Below are 16874 nucleotides of genomic sequence, written 5' to 3'. Positions count from 1 at the left end.
GCACAACCCTGGTTGTTGCGAACTACTGGCAACAGCTACAGATGGGTACCTGACCACCCATTCGTCCGTCGGGGCAGGCGCACCCTCCGTCCGGAGGGGTCACCGGCGTGGGGCGGAGGCCTCGAGGTGGGTCCCGACCGGGGTGAAACCGCTGCGCCGATACCAGTCCCGCGGCCAGTCGGCGGTGTCGGCGCCGAGTGCGAGCAGGTCGCAGCCGTACTCGGCGGCGAGCTCGCGGGAACGGGCCAGCAGTGCCCGGCCGTGCCCCCGGCCGCGGTGGGCCGGGTCGGTCTCCAGGGCGTCGAGCCAGGCCGTGGCCCCGTCGCGGCGGAGGGTCGCGGCCGCCACCACCTGGTCGTCGGCGAAGACGGCGAGGTGGTGCAGGGCGACCACCCGGTCGTCGCCGGTGTCGCGGTCGACGAGCTGGTCGAGGTCGCCGGGGCCGGTGCCGGGCAGGTCCCGGGCCCAGGAGGTGCGCCGGAACCCGCGGAGCTCGTGGTGGTCCAGCTCGGTGACCGTCGACGCGCCGGCGTCCGCGCCGGCGTCCGCGCCGGTCGCGGTGGGGGCGGTCATGGCCTCGTTCGCCGAGACCGACCACCCGGCGCCGCGGAGACCGTCGGCGAGCTCGTCCGCGCCCGGGCCCCACAGCAGCGCCCCGGGGTGCAGGCCGTGTGCGGTGAGCGCCCGGTCGGCCTCGGCGAGCACGGTGGCCGGGTCGGTGCGGTCCGGGCGGTCGAGCAGCAGCTGGTTGTGCATCCGCGACACCGGCCAGGCGTCGGTCCGGACCACGACGCCGCCGCTCACCGGCTCCTCCGCGGTCGCGCCGCGACGCAGCATCGACGGCTCGAACCCCATCGCCCGCACCGCCGCGTCGGGGACCGGGACCTCCGGCGCGGCGAAGCCGTCCGGGCCGGGGCGGTAGGGCGCCACCGTCAGCACCGCCGACGACGGCACCGGCCCGTAGGCGTGCGGGAACCGCATCGACGCCGGGTCGCTCGGCACCCCCGGCTCCCACCGGACGTCCACCCCGGCCGCAGCGATCCGGGCCGGGTCGAGGACGAGCAGGACCAGGTCGGACCGGCCCGCGAACAGGCGTTGCGCGGGCAGGGCGACCTGGTCGGGCGACGACAGGTGCACGAACCCGACCTCGTCGAGGGACGGGGGTGCCACGGCTCCGGTGCCGAGCCACCTCCGCCACTCCCCAGGGGTGCAGAGGTGCAGCAGGACCTTTCCGACCGTCATGGGAGACAGCCTGCCCTCCCCGTCCGATCGGACGGGCGTGGACATCCAGTATTGATTTCCGGCACCGGGTGCCAATAGCGTCCGATCCGCTGCCACCGCCGGCCGGCGGGGCGGTTCACCACCTCTCTCGCCGAGAGTCGGATCCAGCGGAGGTTGCGCATGAGCGAGCACCAGAACCAGGACGCCCTGACCGAGGAGACCCTCGTCGAGGAGGTCTCCATCGACGGCATGTGCGGTGTCTACTAAGCCGCTCGACGCCACGGTTCCGGGCGGTGCCGCGGGGGCGTTCGACCCCGCGGCGCCGTACCGGCTCAGCGAGAGCGTATCGCTGCGGCCGGAACCCTTCGGTGCCCTGGTGTACGACTTCGTGACCCGCAAGCTCTCCTTCCTCAAGACCCCGCAGCTGGTCTCGGTCGTGCGCGATCTGGAGAACCAGCCGGACGCCCGATCGGCGGTCTCGGCCGCGGGTGTCCCGGACGCCCAGCACGACGCGTACCTGCGTGCCCTCGCCGGGCTGCTGACGTCCCGCACGATCGTCGCCCGCTAGTCCCTCCGCCGACCACCACACAGTGAGGTGCCCGTGAAGCTGGTCGACCACTTCCAGTACGGCCTGAACTCGCCCATCTGCCTGACCTGGGAACTCACCTACGCGTGCAACCTCGCGTGCGTGCACTGCCTGTCCAGCTCCGGGCGGCGTGACCCGCGTGAGCTGAGCACCGACGAGGCCAAGGCCGTCATCGACGAGCTGCAGCGCATGCAGGTCTTCTACATCAACATCGGTGGCGGCGAGCCGACCGTGCGCCCGGACTTCTGGGAGCTGCTGGACTACGCCATCGCCCACGACGTCGGCGTCAAGTTCTCCACCAACGGCGTCAAGCTCGACAAGCAGCGGGCCGCGCAGCTCGCCGCGACCGACTACGTCGACATCCAGATCTCGATGGACGGCGCGACGGCCGAGGTCAACGACTACGTCCGCGGCCCGGGCTCGTTCGACACCGCGATCACCGCGCTGGAGAACCTGGCCGAGGCGGGCTTCAAGCACCCGAAGATCTCGGTCGTGATGACCCGGGAGAACGTCGACCAGCTCGACGAGTTCAAGGCCATCGCCGACAAGTACGGGGCCCAGCTGCGGATCACCCGGCTGCGCCCGTCCGGCCGCGGTGCCGACGTCTGGGACGAGCTGCACCCGACCCAGGCCCAGCAGAAGCAGCTCTACGACTGGCTGGTCGCGCACGGAGACCAGGTCCTGACCGGTGACTCGTTCTTCCACCTCTCGGCCTACGGCGAGGCCCTGCCCGGGCTGAACCTGTGCGGCGCGGGGCGCGTGGTCTGCCTGATCGACCCGGTCGGCGACGTCTACGCCTGCCCGTTCGCCATCCACGAGAACTTCCTGGCCGGCAACGTCCGCGACGAGGGCGGCTTCAAGGATGTGTGGGAGCACTCCGAGCTGTTCACCGAGCTGCGCCAGCCGCAGACCGGCGGGGCCTGCGCGAAGTGCCCGCACTTCGACACCTGCCAGGGCGGCTGCATGGCGGCGAAGTTCTTCACCGGGCTGCCGCTCGACGGCCCGGACCCGGAGTGCGTGCAGGGCTACGGCGAGGCGATGCTGGCCGCGCGCGACGGCGGGACGGTCATCCCGAAGTCCGACGTCGACCACTCGCGCTCCGCGCCGCGCAACACCCGTGCGCCCAAGCAGCCGACGATGCTCTCGCTCACCCCGCCGCCGCGCCGGCCGGACCGGGCCTGCGACGAGAACCCGCTCGCCGGGTTCGCGCCGGACGCCGTGCCCGCGGCGCAGCCGGTCGCGGGGAGCTGACCACGGACCTGCTGCTGACGGGGCCCGTCGACCTGCGTGGTCGGCGGGCCCCGTCGCGTGTGCTGTTCGGGCCGCACGAGACCAACCTCGGCGACGCCGCACGCGGGATCACGGCCGACCACGTCGCCTACTACGCGGCGCGGGCCGCGGGGGGTGCGGGGATCGTCGTGGTCGAGCCGGCGTCGGTGCACGCCTCGGACCACCCCTACGCCTACGCCCCCGCCGCGTTCCCGGCCGGCGCCCCTGCCGCGTCGCCCGGTTCCGCGGAGGCGTCGGCATGCGTCGAGATGCAGCTCAGCGGGAGTCGTGAGTCTCTCGAGCCCGCTGAGCCGCATCTCGGCGACCGGGACGCGGTGCGGGTGCCCGCGGCGAAGGGGTGGGCGGCGGTCGTCGCGGCGTGCCGGCCGTACGGGACGCTCGTGCTGGCCGGGCTGGCGCACTCCGGTGGGCAGGGCAGCTCCGCGCACTCCGGGCTCCCGCTGTGGGCGCCGTCGCCGGTCCCGGACGTGGTGTCGCGTGAGGTCCCCGTCGCGATGGGTGCCGCGGAGGTCGACGTCGTGGTCCGCGGCTTCGCCGACGCCGCCCGCGCGGCTGTGGACAGCGGTGTGGACGGTGTGGAGATCTCCGCCGGCCAGCACTCGCTGCTGCGTCAGTTCTGCTCCGGCCTGACCAACCACCGCGACGACGCGTACGGCCGCGACCGCACCCTGCTGCTGCGCGAGGTCCTCGACGCCGTGCGGGCCGTGATCGGACCGGGCCCGCTGCTGGCGCTGCGGCTGTGCGTCGACGAACTCGCCCCCTGGGCCGGGATCACCCCCGACGACGGCCTCGCCCTCGCCCGGGCCGTCGCCGACCGGGTGGACCTGCTCGTGCCCGTCGTCGGGAGCGCGCTGTCGGTCGCCGCGACCCGGCCGGGCCCGCACACGCCCGAGGCGTTCCTGCGGGCCCGGTGCGGGGAGCTGCGGCGTGCCCTCGGCGGAGCGACGACGGTCGTCCTGGCCGGCAGCGTCGCCGTCCCGACCCTCGCCGAGGACGCTCTGAGCAGCGGCGACGCCGATCTCGTAGAGATGACGAGAGCTCAGATCGCGGACCCGCGGCTCGTCGCGCTGACCCGGGCCGGGACGCCCGAGCGCATCCGGCCGTGCCTGCTCACGAACTCCCTCGCCGCGGCCCGGGACCCGCGCAACCCCGTGGTCGGCGACGAGCTGGAGCCGCGGTCGGGGCACGAACGGACCGACCCGGACCCGGACCCGTCGCGTTCCGCGGAGCGCGTCGGCCGGGCCGGACCGGAGGCGGGACCGCGTTCCGCGGAACGGACCGCCGGGGCGCGGCGCCCGGTGCTCGTCGTCGGGGGCGGGCCCGCGGGGCTCGAGGCGGCCCGGACCCTGGCGCTGCGCGGACACCCGGTGACGCTGCACGAGCGCGGCGACCGGCTCGGCGGCCTGCTCCCCGCTGCCGCGGTGCTGCCCGGCCGGGACCGGCTCGCACTGCCGGTGCCGTGGTGGGCCGCGGAGCTCGACCGGCTCGGCGTCCTGGTCGTGCTCGGCTCCGAGGTGGACAGCGCCGCGCTCGAGGCGGCCCGCGGGCGGGGCGACGCGGTCGTGCTCGCGACGGGCTCCCGGCCGTCGCCGTCGGTGCGGGACACGGACGTCCCGGTGCTCACCGCGGCGGAGCTGTGTGCCGGGATCGCGCGGTCGGCCGCCCCCGTCACGGACGGCCCGGCGCACCACGAGGTGGAGCAGGGAGACGAGCGGCAGCGCCGTGATCGGGTGGACGAGGGTCACGGCGGATCCGGCGACGCCCGTGCGGGAGACCGTGACCCGGTCGTCACGGTGCTCGCCGCCGCGCGCGTTCCGCGGAACGCACCGGTGCTCGTCGTCGACCCGCTCGGGGACTGGACCGGACCGGGGGTCGCGGAGCTGCTCGCCGCAGCCGGACATCCCGTGGTCCTGACCACCCCGGACGCCGTCGCCGGGCACCAGCTCGGCCGCTGCGGTGACATGGCCGCGGCGAACGCGCGGCTGGAACGCGCCGGTGTCCGCCGGGCGGTGTTCACCCGGCCGCGGGGCGTCCGGGACGGGGTCGCCGAGCTGGTGGACGTCCACACCGGAGCGGTGACGACGGTGCCGTGTGCGGCCGTCGTCGACTGCGGGCCGCGGCTACCGCAGGACGCCCTGCCGGTGCTCCCCGGCTGCGCGGTCGCAGGGGACCGGGTGGCGCCACGGACGCTCGCCGAGGCGGTGCGGGAGGGGCGGTGGGCCGCGTTCGCCGTGGCGGACGTCGACGCCTCGGCTGGCATCACGGCCGGTGCGGCTCTCTCGCCGCTCCCGGGCACCGCGCCCGCCGCGCCCGTGCCAGCGCCCGCCGCGCCCGTGCCAGCGCCCGCCGCGCCCGTGCCAGCGCCCGCCGTGCCCGCCGTGCCCGCCGTGCCCGCCGTGCTCCCGGGGTCCGCGCCCGCCGGGCCCCGCGGACGCATGGCACCGCATCCGGGGCCCACCGCGGTCGCGACGCCGGAGACTGCCGATCGGGAACACCCGCGGCCCCGGCTCGGCGACGCCGTGCGCCTCGGCCGCGCCGTACTCCGCAACCGGATCGTCTTCACCGCCCATCTCACGGGCTTCGCCGAGGGCGGCATGCCGACGGACCGGCACACCGCGTACTACGCGGCCCGCGCCGCGGGCGGCGCCGGACTGGTGATCACCGAGGAGCACGCCGTCCATCCCGGCGACCGGCCCTACGAGCGGCTGATCCGTGGCCACGACCCGGCGGTGCTGCCCGGCTACCGCACCCTCACCGACGCGGTGCACGCCCACGGCGCCCTCGTGCTCGCCCAGCTCAACCACAACGGCGCGCAGGGGTCCGGGATGTACTCGCGTGCGGCCGTCGTCGGACCGTCGGCGCTGCCCGACCCGATGTTCCGCGAGGTCCCCGCCGAGCTCGACGCGGACGGGATCGGCGGGATCGTCGACGCCTTCGCCGACGTCGCCGCACGCTGCGTCGAGGGCGGGTTCGACGGCGTCGAGCTGCAGTGCTCGCACGCCTCGCTGCTGCGGCTGTTCCTGTCCCCGGCCACCAACCGTCGCACCGACGCCTGGGGGCGCGACCGGGCGAAACTGGTGCTCGACGTCGTCGCCGCCGTCCGCGCGGCCATCGGCCCGGACCCGGTGCTGGGCCTGCGGATCGGCGTCGACGAGCGCATCGTCGGCGGCATCACCCCCGCCGACGGCGCGGACCTCGCCCGCCGCCTCGCCGCGACCGGGCAGGTGGACCACCTCAACACCTCGATCGGCGTCGCCACCTCGACGCTGCACCTGATCGAGCCGTCCATGCACACCCCGTCGGGCTACGCCGGGCACCTCGCCGCGACCCTGCGCCGCGCCGTCCGTGCCGCCGGGGCGGACCTCCCGGTGATCGGGGTCGGCCGGTTCACCACGCCCGCCCAGGCCGCGGCGGCGCTGGACCGCGGGGAGTGCGACCTGGTCGGCGTCGCCCGCGGGCAGATCGCCGATCCCGGCTTCGCCGACAAGGCCCTCACCGGACGCCCGGTACGCCGGTGCGTCGGGTGCAACCAGGACTGCATCGGCCGGGTCGGGCTGAACCTGGCGCTGGGCTGCGCGGTCGACCCGGCCGCCGGGCGCGAACGGCTCGTCCCGCCCGTCCGGGCCGCCGATCCCGGCGCGGGGCGGGTGCTCGTCGTCGGGGCCGGGCCGGCCGGGCTCGCCGCGGCAGCCTCGCTCGCCGGGCGCGGGCACCGGGTGCTGCTCGCCGAACGCGCCGGCACCCCCGGTGGACGGCTCGCCCTCGCGGCGACCGCGCCCGGGCGGGCCGAGCTCGGCCACGCCGTCGCCGACCTGCTGCGCGAGGCGCACGAGGCCGGGGCCGAGATCCGGTACGGCACCACCGTCGACCGCGGGTTCGTCGAGGAGCTGGAGCCCGCGGCGGTCGTCGTCGCCACCGGGTCGGTGCCCGCCGCCCCGCCGTGGGATCCGGAGCGGCTGGCCGTCCCCGTCGACGACGTGCTGGCCGGGGTGCGTCTGCCCGCGGGCCCGGTGCTCGTCGTCGACGAGCTCGGGTTCCACCAGGCCACCTCGGTCGCCGAGCTGCTCGCCGCCCGCGGGCACGCCGTCGAGGTCGTCACGCCGGCGCTGGTCGTCGGGCAGGACCTCGGGCTCACCCTGGACCGCGAGGGGTTCCGCCGCCGCGCGCACGCCGCCGGGATCCGCTGCCGCACCGACCTCGCCGTGCTGGGGGTGCTGCGCAGGGGTGAGCAGAGCCGCGCCGAGCCCTACTGCAGCGTGCAGCTGCTGCACCACCCGACCGGCCGCACCGAGCGGCGCGACGTCGGCGCCGTCGTCGCCGCGACGGCCACCGTCCCCGCCGCCCGCCTGTGGACCGCGCTGGCCGGCGGGCCGTGGCCGGTGCACCGGATCGGCGACGCGCTGGCCCCGCGCCGGTTCGACGCCGCGATCCGTGAGGGCCGCCTCCTTGACCTGAAGCCGGGTCGAGTTCCTACGGTCGTCCGGTGACCACCGAGATCCCGGTCCGCCGCGCCGGACCCCGCGAGTGGGCCGGGCTGGCCGTCCTCGCGCTGCCCCTGCTCGTCCTCGCCCTCGACGTGAGCGTCCTCTACCTGGCCGCGCCCGCACTGGCCGCCGACCTCGCCCCGACCGCGACCCAGGAGCTGTGGATCCTCGACATCTACGGCTTCCTGATCGCCGGGTTCCTCATCACCATGGGCACCCTCGGCGACCGCATCGGACGCCGGCGGCTGCTGCTCGTCGGCGGCGCCGCGTTCGCCGCGGCGTCGGTGCTGGCCGCCTTCGCGCCCACCGCCGAGCTGCTGATCGCGGCCCGCGCGCTGCTCGGGGTCGCCGGGGCGACCCTGATGCCCTCGACGCTCGGGCTGATCTCGACGATGTTCCCCGACCCCGCCCAGCGGCGGTTCGCGGTCGCGGTGTGGATGACGACGTTCTCGGTCGGCATCGCGATCGGCCCGCTCGTCGGCGGGGCGCTGGTCGGGTCGTTCTGGTGGGGCGCGGTGTTCCTCATCGGCGTCCCCGCGATGCTCGCGCTGGTCGTCCTCGGCCCGTTCCTGCTGCCCGAGGAACGCACCGACGGCGGCGGGCGGTTCGACGTCGCCGGGGTCGTCCTGTCGCTGGCCGCGATGCTGCCGCTGGTCTACGCGGTGAAGAACCTCGCCGCCCACGGCCCGGGCCCCGGGGTGCTGGTCGCCGGGGTCGTCGGCGTGGTCGCGGGGACGGCGTTCGTGCGCCGCCAGCGCCGGCTGCCCGACCCGCTGCTCGACGTCGCGTTGTTCACCCGGCCCGCGTTCACCGCGGCGGTGTCGGTGCTGCTCATCGGGCTGCTCGCCGTCAACGGCCTGTTCTTCGTGCTCCCGCAGTACCTGCAGCTGGTCACCGGCCTGTCCGCGCTCGCCGCCGGGGTCTGGATGCTGCCGCTCGCGCTGGCCACCGTCGGCGGGTCGCTGGTGACGCCGGTGCTGTCGCGGCGGTTCGGGGTGCCCGCCGTCGTCGCCGGGTCGGCCGCGTTCGCCGCGGTCGGCGCGTTGCTGGTCGGGCTGGTCGGCGCGGGCTCCGGGCCGGTCGCGCTGGTGGCGCTGACCGCGGGCACCGTGCTCGGCCTGGGCCCGATCGGCGTGCTCGCGACCGACCTGGTCATCGGCTCGGTGCCCAGCGCCCGCGCCGGGTCCGCGGCGTCGATCTCGGAGACGGCGGGCGAGCTGGGCGTGGCGCTCGGCGTCGCCGTCACCGGCAGCGTGCTCACCGCCGTCTACACCGGACGGCTGGTGCTGCCCGGCGGGCTGCCCGCCGACGTCGCCGACCGGGCGGGGGAGAGCCTGGCGGGCGCGGTCGCCGCGGCCGCGCGGCTGCCCGGCACCGGCGGGGACGCGCTCCTCCTGGCGGCCCGGGACGCCTACACCGCGGGGATCGGCGTCGTCGGGCTCATCGCCGCCGGGCTGCTGACCGGCGCCGTCGTCCTCGCGGTGACCGCGCTGCGCCGGACCGGGACCTGAGCGGGCAGGCTGGGAGCGTGCTGCTCGCGGATCTCACCTGGCCCGACCTCGACCCGGCGGTCGCGTACACCCTGCTCGTGCCGGTCGGGTCGACCGAGCAGCACGGCCCGCACCTGCCGCTGGGCACCGACACCGCCGTCGCCTCGGCGGTCGCGGCGGCGCTGCACGACGCCGACCCGGCGCTCGTCCTCGCCCCGGCGCTGCCGTACGGGGCCGCGGGCGAGCACGAGGGCTTCCCCGGCACCGTGTCGATCGGGGAGGACGCGCTGCGCACAGTCCTCGTCGAGTACGGCCGCTCGGCGTGCCGGTGGGCGTCGCGGCTGGTGCTGCTCAACGGGCACGGCGGCAACGTCGCCGCGCTGCGGTCCGCGGTGACCCTGCTGCGCCACGAGGGCCGCGACGCCGGGTGGCTGTCCTGCGTCGCCGACGTCCCCGGGGTGCCGCTGGACGCGCACGCCGGACGCTACGAGACCTCGTTGCTCGCCCACCTGCACCCCGGTCTGGTCCGCACCGACCGCGCCGAGGCGGGCGACACCCGGCCGCTGCGCGAGGTCATCGGCGAGCTACGGGCCGGGGGCATCGCCGCGGTCAGCCCGAACGGCGTGCTCGGTGACCCGGCCGGCGCGTCGGCCGGGGAGGGGGCGCGGCTGCTCGCGGCGATCACGGCGACGGCGTCCGCGGCGGTCACCGCGTGGGACCCCGACCCCGGTACCGGCCGCCTCCGCCCGCCGCCGGCGTAGCGCGGGATCACGCCGCTCGCTCACACCGCGGGGTGCACCAGCAGGGGTACGAGCTGCTCGGCGGTGGTGAACGAGCCGTGCTGGCCGGGCAGCGTGGACAGGAACGGCTCCGCCCCGCTCCGGACCACCGCGGCCGTCCCGTGCATCGCGACGACGACGTCGCCGACCCGGTCGAGCACCCGGTCGGCGACCGGCCCGAACCAGCCCCGGGCCACCGCCTCCTCCCGGGTGACGACGGCGGCGTCGTCACCGAGCACCGACCGCCAGGCGGCCAGCACGTCGGCCGCCGCCCCGGGCTCGGTGTAGACGTGCCGGGAGCGCGGGTCCCCGCCGAGCAGCGCCACGCCGTCGGACAGCGCCGGAGTGGTGTCGGCGTCGACGGTCCGGTCGACGGTGACCATGCCGTGGTCGCCGGTCACCGCCAGCAGGGTGCCCGCGGGCAGCGACTCCAGCAGCATCGCGAGCAGCGCGTCGACCTGGCGCAGCTGCCAGCGCCACGCCGGGCTCCCGGGGCCGTACAGGTGGCCGACCTTGTCCAGGTCGGCGTGGTAGCCGTAGACCAGCCGCGGACCGGGGCCCTCCGCCCCGGCGAGGATCTCCACGGCCAGGTCGCCCAGCGCGGCGACCCCGCGGTACTCGCCGCCGCGCAGCCCGGACCGGGTCAGCCCGGAGGTCCGGAACTCCAGCGGTGACACCGACCGCACCGCGACGCCCGCCGCCGCGGCCCGCTCCAGCACGGTCGGCTCCGGCTGCACCCGCTCCGGGACGAGCCGCTCCCGCAGGTCCCGGCGGCCCGACGACCAGCCCAGCGCGTCGAGCAGCTCGCCGTCGACGCGGAACCGCAGCCCCAGCGTGCCGTGTGCGCCCGGCGGCAGCCCGGTGCCGAGCGAGGTCAGGCTGATCGGGGTGGTCGAGGGGAACCCGACGGTGAGCGGCCCGGTGTCGGCGAGCCCGGCCAGCACCGGCGCGTCGGCGGCGTGGGCGTGCAGCAGCTCGTGGCCCAGCCCGTCGACGAGCAGCAGCACCGCGGCACCGGCCCGCGGGAGCCCGAACGCGGGCGGCCGGTCGTCGAGCGGGGCGCCGATCGCGTGCAGCAGGGCGGGGAGGACGTCGGCCAGCGTCGCCGAGCCGTAGCGGGGGAGGACCTCGGGCATGCCCGGGAGTCTGCCCCGGCGGGACCCGTGCGGACCACGCCGATCGGGCAGGTGCGGGTGTCGACCCGCGACGGCCGGGGATGGAAGGCTCCCGAGGTGACCGCCGCCCGGACCGACCCCGACCGCCCCTCCGCCACGATCTCCCCGGGCCCGGCGGACCGGCGGCTCCCGGACGGCTTCCGGGTGCTGCTCGACCGTCGCACCCGGCGGCTCGACGGCGGCGCGGCGCTGCTCGGCGGCGCCCCGCCGCGGCTGGTGCACCTGTCCGCGCGGGCCCGCGCGCTGCTGCCCGCCCCCGGGCGGCCGCTGGTCGTCACCGGCCCCACCGAACGGTCCCTGGCCCGCACCCTGCTCGACGCCGGGCTCGCCCACCCCGTCCCGGACGCCCCGGCGGTGATCAGCGCGGCGGGGGTCGCCGCTTCCGAGGTCACCGTCGTCGTCCCGGTGAAGGACCGCCCGCTGGACCGGCTCCTCGCCGCGCTGGCCGGGACCGGGGTGGCCGGCCCGGTCGTCGTCGACGACGGGTCCGCCGACCCGGCACCGCTGCGCCGCGCCGTCGAGCGGGCCGGGGGGACCGTGCTGCGGCACGCCACCCCGCGCGGCCCGGCTGCCGCCCGCAACGCGGGCCTGGCCGCCGCGACCACCCCGTTCGTGGTGTTCCTCGACTCCGACGTCGTCCCCGAACCCGGCTGGCTGCCCCCCCTGCTCGCCCACCTCGCCGACCCCGCGGTCGGTCTCGTCGCACCGCGGATCGTGGCGCCGGACCCGGATCGGGGCGGCGGGCCGCGCGGGGCGGTCGGGCGCTACGAGGCGGTGCGGTCGTCGCTGGACCTGGGGCCCGACCCGGCGCTGATCGTGCCGCGGTCCCGAGTCGCCTACGTGCCGAGCGCGGCGATGCTCGTCCGGGTGTCGGCGGTCGGGCCGGTCGCGTTCGATCCGCGGATGCACGTCGCCGAGGACGTCGACCTCGTCCTGCGCCTGCACGCGGCCGGCTGGGCGATGCGCTTCGAACCCGTCGCGCGGGTCGCCCACGACCACCGCACCCACCCGGGGGAGTGGCTGCGGCGCAAGGCGTTCTACGGCACCGGGGCCGCGCCGCTGGCGCGCAGGCACCCCGGCGCCGTCCCGCCGGTGATCCTCTCGCCTTGGACGGCGGCGGTCTGTCTGCTGCTGCTCGCCCAGCGGCGGGGGGCGACGGCGCTCGCCGCCGTCGTCACCGGGGTCGCGACCGAACGGCTGTCCCGGAAGCTGCCCCGGCTCGACCACCCGCGGCGCGGGGCGGCGCTGCTCACCGCGCTCGGCCTGTCCGGGGCGCTGTGGCAGACGGCGTCGGCGCTGACCCGGCACTTCTGGCCGGTCGCCGCCCTCGCCTGCCTGGTGTCGCGCCGGGCCCGCCGCGCGGTCGTCGCGGCGGCGCTGGCGGAGGGGCTGGCCGACTGGTGGCGCCACCGCGACCGCGACCCGCGGGTGCGGACCGGGCCGCTGCTGCACCTGCTCGCGCACCGGCTCGACGACCTCGCCTACGGGGCCGGTCTGTGGTGGGGCGCAGCCCGGCATCGGACGGTGGCACCGTTGCGCCCGACCGGTCCTGGCGCTCGACGCTGATCCGGATTAGGCTTACCTGGCCTAACATGTGGTACCACTCCGTCCGGGTTGGCCTGAACGGGTGATTCGTGTTGCGTCGCGGATCCGATTCTGCGGGCGGCTCCCGCCCCGTTCTCCGCGCTTGCGGTCGCGCACGACCGGTCGTTGCCGTGACGTCGGCGACACGCAGCCCGACCTCCCGGTGGCCCGTCCCGGGCTCCTTGCACGCCAGGAAGATCGGGAGTGTGATGTGGGCGCTGCCACACGAGACGTGCGGCAACTCTCCGGGCACGCCGGCGTGGTCGCGAGTCAGGCGACGGCGAACGGCGTTCCTCGGACGAAGCCCCCGGTCAGACCCCGCGCCTCGGAGCGTGCGTGGTCGCGTACGAGGAGTGAGAGTTCATGACAGAGGTCCGGGTCACCGTCGACGGCGTGAACTACGCCGACGACGTCGAGCCCCGCATGTTGCTCGCGCAGTACCTGAGGGAGACGCTGGGCAAGACGGGGACGCTGATCGGCTGCGACACCAGCAACTGTGGTGCCTGCACGGTTCATCTCAACGGGCAGAGCGTGAAGTCCTGTTCGGTGCTCGCGGTCCAGGCGGACGGCGCCGAGGTCACCACCATCGAGGGCCTCGCCCGCGACGGCCGGCTGCACCCGGTGCAGGAGGCCTTCCGCGAGTGTCACGGCCTCCAGTGCGGGTACTGCACGCCGGGAATGATCATGGCTGCGGTGGACCTGCTCGGGGACAACCCCGACCCGTCCGAGCAGGAGGTCCGTGAGGGCATCGAGGGCAACCTCTGCCGCTGCACGGGCTACCAGAACATCGTGCGCGCCGTGCAGACCGCGGCGAAGAACATGAAGCCGGGAGCCGCCGCTCAGCTCTCCGGCCAGGCCGCCCCGGTTGCGGGAGGTAACTGACGTGACGACGACCGCCGAACCCACCACGACCGGCGAGATCGGCAAGGCCCGGGTCCGCAAGGAGGACCAGCGCCTCATCACCGGCCGGTCCCGCTACACCGACTCCATCACCCCTCCGGGAACCGTCCACATCGCCGTCGTCCGGTCGACGATCGCGCGGGCGACCATCACCTCGATCGACAAGTCGGAGGCCGAGAGGGCCCCGGGTGTGTTCGGCGTCTACACCGCGGCCGACCTCGGTGCGGAGGAGGTCGGCATGCCCTGCGCGTGGCCGGTCACCCCGGACCAGAAGGCCCCGCAGCGCCCGGTGCTCGCCGTCGGCCGCGTCAACTTCTCCGGCGAGGGCGTCGCCGTCGTCGTCGCCCGGTCGGCCGCCGCCGCGCGCGACGCCGCCGAGCTCGTCGAGGTCGACTACGAGCCGCTCGACCCGGTCCTCGACATGGAGGCCGCCGCGCAGGACGGTGCCGAGCTGGTCCACCCGGACCTCGGCACCAACGTCTCCGCGACCTGGGTGTTCGACTCCGCCGCCGCCGGCACCGGTGCCGACGTGGCCGAGGCCATCACGGCCGCCGAGGCCGACAGCGACTCCGTCGTCGTCCGCCGCCGCTTCCGTCAGCAGCGTCTGATCCCCGCGTTCATGGAGCCCCGCTCCTGCGTGGTGGACCCGACCGGCGAGCAGCTGACCATCTGGGCCGCGACCCAGGTGCCGCACATCCTGCGCACCATGACCACGGTGACCCTCGGGGTGCCGGAGTCCAAGCTGCGTGTCATCGCCCCTGACGTGGGCGGCGGCTTCGGCGGCAAGATCGGCGTCCTGCCCGAGGAGATGCTCTGCGTGCTGCTCGCGCAGAAGCTGGGCAAGCCGGTCAAGTGGACCGAGACCCGCAGCGAGTGCATGCTCACCGCGCACCACGCCCGGGACCAGATCCAGGACCTCGTGATGACCGCCAAGTCCGACGGCACCATCACCGGGTTCGACGTGCACCTCTACGCCGACATGGGCGCCTACCTGGGCCTCGTCGGGCCGGGTGTGCCGATCCTCGGCGCGTTCATGTTCAACGCGATCTACAAGATCCCCGCGCTGAGGTTCACCTGCTCCAACGTCTTCACCAACAAGACGCTGACCGACGCCTACCGCGGCGCCGGCCGTCCCGAGGCGACGTTCGCCATCGAGCGGATGATGGACGAGCTCGCCGTCGAGCTCGGCCGCGACCCGATGGAGCTGCGCGAGCAGAACTGGATCTCCCACGAGGAGTTCCCGTTCACGACCGTCGTGGGCCTGACCTACGACACCGGCAACTACGAGCAGGCCACGCAGCGCGCGATGGAGCTGTTCGACTACGCCGGCCTGCGCCGTGAGCAGGAGGAGCGCCGCCGCTCGGGCGACCCGGTCCAGCTGGGCATCGGCATCTCGACCTTCACCGAGATGTGCGGTCTCGCCCCGTCCCGCGTGCTCGGCTCGCTGGACTACGGCGCCGGCGGCTGGGAGGCCGCCGGCATCCGGATGCTGGCCACCGGCAAGGTCGAGGTCACCACCGGTGCCTCCGCCCACGGCCAGGGCCACGAGACGGCGTTCTCACAGATCGTCGCGGACAAGCTGGGCGTCGCGTTCGAGGACGTCGAGATCCTGCACGGCGACACCCAGGTGGCGCCGAAGGGCCTCGACACCTACGGCTCGCGCTCGCTGGTCGTCGGCGGTGTCGCCATCGTCAACGCCGCGGACAAGGTGATCGCGAAGGCGACGAAGATCGCCGCGCACCTGCTCGAGGCCTCCGAGGACGACATCGAGTTCGAAGGAGGTCGGTTCACCGTCCGCGGCACCGACAAGGGCAAGGCCATCCAGGAGATCGCGTTCGCCGCGTTCATGGCGCACGACTACCCGGAGGGCATGGAGCCGTCGCTGGACTCCGACGCCGTCTTCGACCCGGAGAACTTCTCCTACCCGCACGGCACCCACCTCGCCGCGATCGAGGTCGACACCGACACCGGCCGGGTCACCCTGCGCAAGTACGTCTGCGTCGACGACATCGGCACCGTCATCAACCCGCTGATCGTCGAGGGCCAGGTGCACGGCGGTCTCGCCCAGGGCATCGCGCAGGCCCTGTTCGAGGAGGCGAACTACGACGACCAGGGCACCCTGGTCAACGCCACGTTCGTCGACTACACGATCCCGTCCGCGGCGGACCTGCCCAGCTTCACCACCGAGACCGTCTCCACCCCGGCGACCTCCAACCCGCTCGGTGTGAAGGGCGTCGGCGAGGCGGGCACCATCGCCTCGACCCCGGCAATCCTCAACGGCGTGCTGGACGCGGTCCGGCACCTCGGCGTCGACGAGATCGAGATGCCGACCACCTCGCAGCGTGTGTGGCGGGCACTCCAGGTCGCGAAGGGCAGGAGCCCGCAGCAGACCCCGAGCGACACCCACGCGCCAGGAGGCGGGCTCGGCTCCGTGGACCCCCACAGCGGCGAACCGAACAACCCCAAGGGAGAGGTCCAGTGATCCCGGCGAAGTTCGACTACGTCCGGCCCTCCTCGGTCGAGGAGGCCGTGTCGGCCCTGCGGTCGGCCGGTGAGGACGCCAAGATCCTCGCAGGCGGCCAGAGCCTGCTGCCGGTGCTGCGCCTGCGGATGGCCGCGCCGAGCACAATCATCGACCTCGGGGGCATCCCCGAGCTCAGGCGGATCGGCGAGGACGACCAGTACGTCATGGTCGGCGCGATGGCCACCCACCACGAGGTCATGCGCAACGACCTGGTCAACTCCCACGTGGAGCTGATCGCCCGGGCGACCGGGACCGTCGCGGATCCGCAGGTCCGCCACCGCGGCACCCTGGGCGGCGCGCTCGCGCACGCCGATCCGGCCGGTGACCTGGGCGCGGCCGCTCTGGCGATGGACGCCGAGTTCGTCGTCCTGGGCGCCGGTGGCACCCGCCTGGTGACCGCGGCGGACTTCTTCCAGGACTACTTCACGACCGCGATCGGCGAGGGCGAGATCCTCACCATGGTCCGGTTCCCGAAGCGGACCGGCTGGAGGTGCCACTACGAGAAGTTCAACCGGGTCGCCCAGGCGTGGTCGATGGTGGCCGTCGCCGTGGCGCTGAAGGTGGACGGCGGGACGATCACCGAGGCCCGCGTCGGCCTGACCAACATGGGCAACGTGCCGATCCGGGCGACCGGTGTCGAGGCGGCCCTGGTGGGTCAGGCCGCGGGTCCGGACGTCGCGAAGGCGGCCGCCGAGCACGCGCTCGAGGGCACGTCCGCTCCGAGTGACGCGGACGCCGCCGCCGACTACCGTGAGCACCTGGCGAAGGTTCTCACCGGTCGTGCGGTCCTGGCCGCGGTCGGCTGACGTACCCGAGGAACACACCCACGCCGGCGTCGGCC

At 75.4% G+C, this 16874-nt stretch carries 12 protein-coding genes; 10 read left to right on the top strand and 2 right to left on the bottom strand.

Annotated features, from left to right (window positions below; genetic code table 11):
- Positions 1–99: 99 nt before the first annotated feature.
- Complete coding sequence (locus WHI96_RS13875; RefSeq protein ID WP_345653760.1) at positions 100–1242, bottom strand: GNAT family N-acetyltransferase; 1143 nt, start codon at positions 1240–1242, stop codon at positions 100–102.
- A 159-nt stretch (positions 1243–1401) separates the two neighbouring features.
- Between WHI96_RS13875 and mftA the strand changes: the two genes are divergently transcribed.
- Genes mftA through mftE form a run of 6 tightly spaced genes read left to right on the top strand, consistent with a single transcriptional unit; the run spans position 1402 to position 9832 of the window.
- A complete protein-coding gene (gene mftA, locus WHI96_RS13870; protein ID WP_345653820.1) occupies positions 1402–1488 on the top strand; it encodes a mycofactocin precursor MftA in 87 nt (28 codons plus the stop codon).
- Positions 1478–1789: a mycofactocin biosynthesis chaperone MftB gene (gene mftB / locus WHI96_RS13865; protein ID WP_345653763.1), complete on the top strand. Its 312-nt coding sequence runs from the start codon at positions 1478–1480 to the stop codon at positions 1787–1789. The genes mftA and mftB overlap by 11 nt, the downstream gene beginning before the upstream one ends.
- A gap of 33 nt (positions 1790–1822) precedes the next feature.
- Positions 1823–3058 (top strand): mycofactocin radical SAM maturase, encoded by a 1236-nt coding sequence (gene mftC / locus WHI96_RS13860; RefSeq protein WP_345653766.1) that lies wholly within the window; start codon positions 1823–1825, stop codon positions 3056–3058.
- A gap of 59 nt (positions 3059–3117) precedes the next feature.
- Positions 3118–7584 carry an oxidoreductase gene (locus WHI96_RS13855; RefSeq protein WP_345653770.1) on the top strand — a complete coding sequence of 1489 codons (4467 nt, stop codon included), beginning with the start codon at positions 3118–3120 and terminating at the stop codon, positions 7582–7584.
- A complete protein-coding gene (locus tag WHI96_RS13850; protein ID WP_345653773.1) occupies positions 7581–9092 on the top strand; it encodes an MFS transporter in 1512 nt (503 codons plus the stop codon). The genes WHI96_RS13855 and WHI96_RS13850 overlap by 4 nt, the downstream gene beginning before the upstream one ends.
- Positions 9093–9109: 17 nt before the next feature.
- Positions 9110–9832 (top strand): mycofactocin biosynthesis peptidyl-dipeptidase MftE, encoded by a 723-nt coding sequence (gene mftE / locus WHI96_RS13845; protein ID WP_345653776.1) that lies wholly within the window; start codon positions 9110–9112, stop codon positions 9830–9832.
- Between the two features lie 20 nt (positions 9833–9852).
- Here the strand turns inward: mftE and WHI96_RS13840 are convergent, their stop codons facing one another.
- Positions 9853–10986 carry an alkaline phosphatase family protein gene (locus WHI96_RS13840; protein ID WP_345653779.1) on the bottom strand — a complete coding sequence of 378 codons (1134 nt, stop codon included), beginning with the start codon at positions 10984–10986 and terminating at the stop codon, positions 9853–9855.
- Positions 10987–11013: 27 nt separating this feature from the next.
- Between WHI96_RS13840 and mftF the strand changes: the two genes are divergently transcribed.
- From mftF to WHI96_RS13820, 4 genes are all read left to right on the top strand, one after another.
- Positions 11014–12591 (top strand): mycofactocin biosynthesis glycosyltransferase MftF, encoded by a 1578-nt coding sequence (mftF, locus tag WHI96_RS13835; RefSeq protein WP_345653782.1) that lies wholly within the window; start codon positions 11014–11016, stop codon positions 12589–12591.
- Between the two features lie 381 nt (positions 12592–12972).
- A complete protein-coding gene (locus tag WHI96_RS13830; RefSeq protein ID WP_345653785.1) occupies positions 12973–13491 on the top strand; it encodes a (2Fe-2S)-binding protein in 519 nt (172 codons plus the stop codon).
- A 1-nt stretch (position 13492) separates the two neighbouring features.
- Positions 13493–15991: a xanthine dehydrogenase family protein molybdopterin-binding subunit gene (locus WHI96_RS13825; protein ID WP_345653788.1), complete on the top strand. Its 2499-nt coding sequence runs from the start codon at positions 13493–13495 to the stop codon at positions 15989–15991.
- Complete coding sequence (locus WHI96_RS13820) at positions 15988–16839, top strand: FAD binding domain-containing protein (protein WP_345653791.1); 852 nt, start codon at positions 15988–15990, stop codon at positions 16837–16839. The genes WHI96_RS13825 and WHI96_RS13820 overlap by 4 nt, the downstream gene beginning before the upstream one ends.
- The last annotated feature ends 35 nt before the right edge of the window (positions 16840–16874 follow it).

Source organism: Pseudonocardia tropica (assembly GCF_040105315.1).
Taxonomy (GTDB): domain Bacteria; phylum Actinomycetota; class Actinomycetes; order Mycobacteriales; family Pseudonocardiaceae; genus Pseudonocardia; species Pseudonocardia alni.
The sequence above is the reverse complement of the archived record's forward strand: the minus strand, read 5'-3'. Positions and strand labels throughout refer to the sequence as shown.

Bases quoted from the DNA above. Each gene is read 5' to 3' on its own strand.
- mftA (WP_345653820.1), top strand. From the start codon at position 1,402: ATGAGCGAGCACCAGAACCAGGACGCCCTGACCGAGGAGACCCTCGTC.
- WHI96_RS13830 (WP_345653785.1), top strand. From the start codon at position 12,973: ATGACAGAGGTCCGGGTCACCGTCGACGGCGTGAACTACGCCGACGAC.
- WHI96_RS13840 (WP_345653779.1), bottom strand. From the start codon at position 10,986: ATGCCCGAGGTCCTCCCCCGCTACGGCTCGGCGACGCTGGCCGACGTC.
- WHI96_RS13875 (WP_345653760.1), bottom strand. From the start codon at position 1,242: ATGACGGTCGGAAAGGTCCTGCTGCACCTCTGCACCCCTGGGGAGTGG.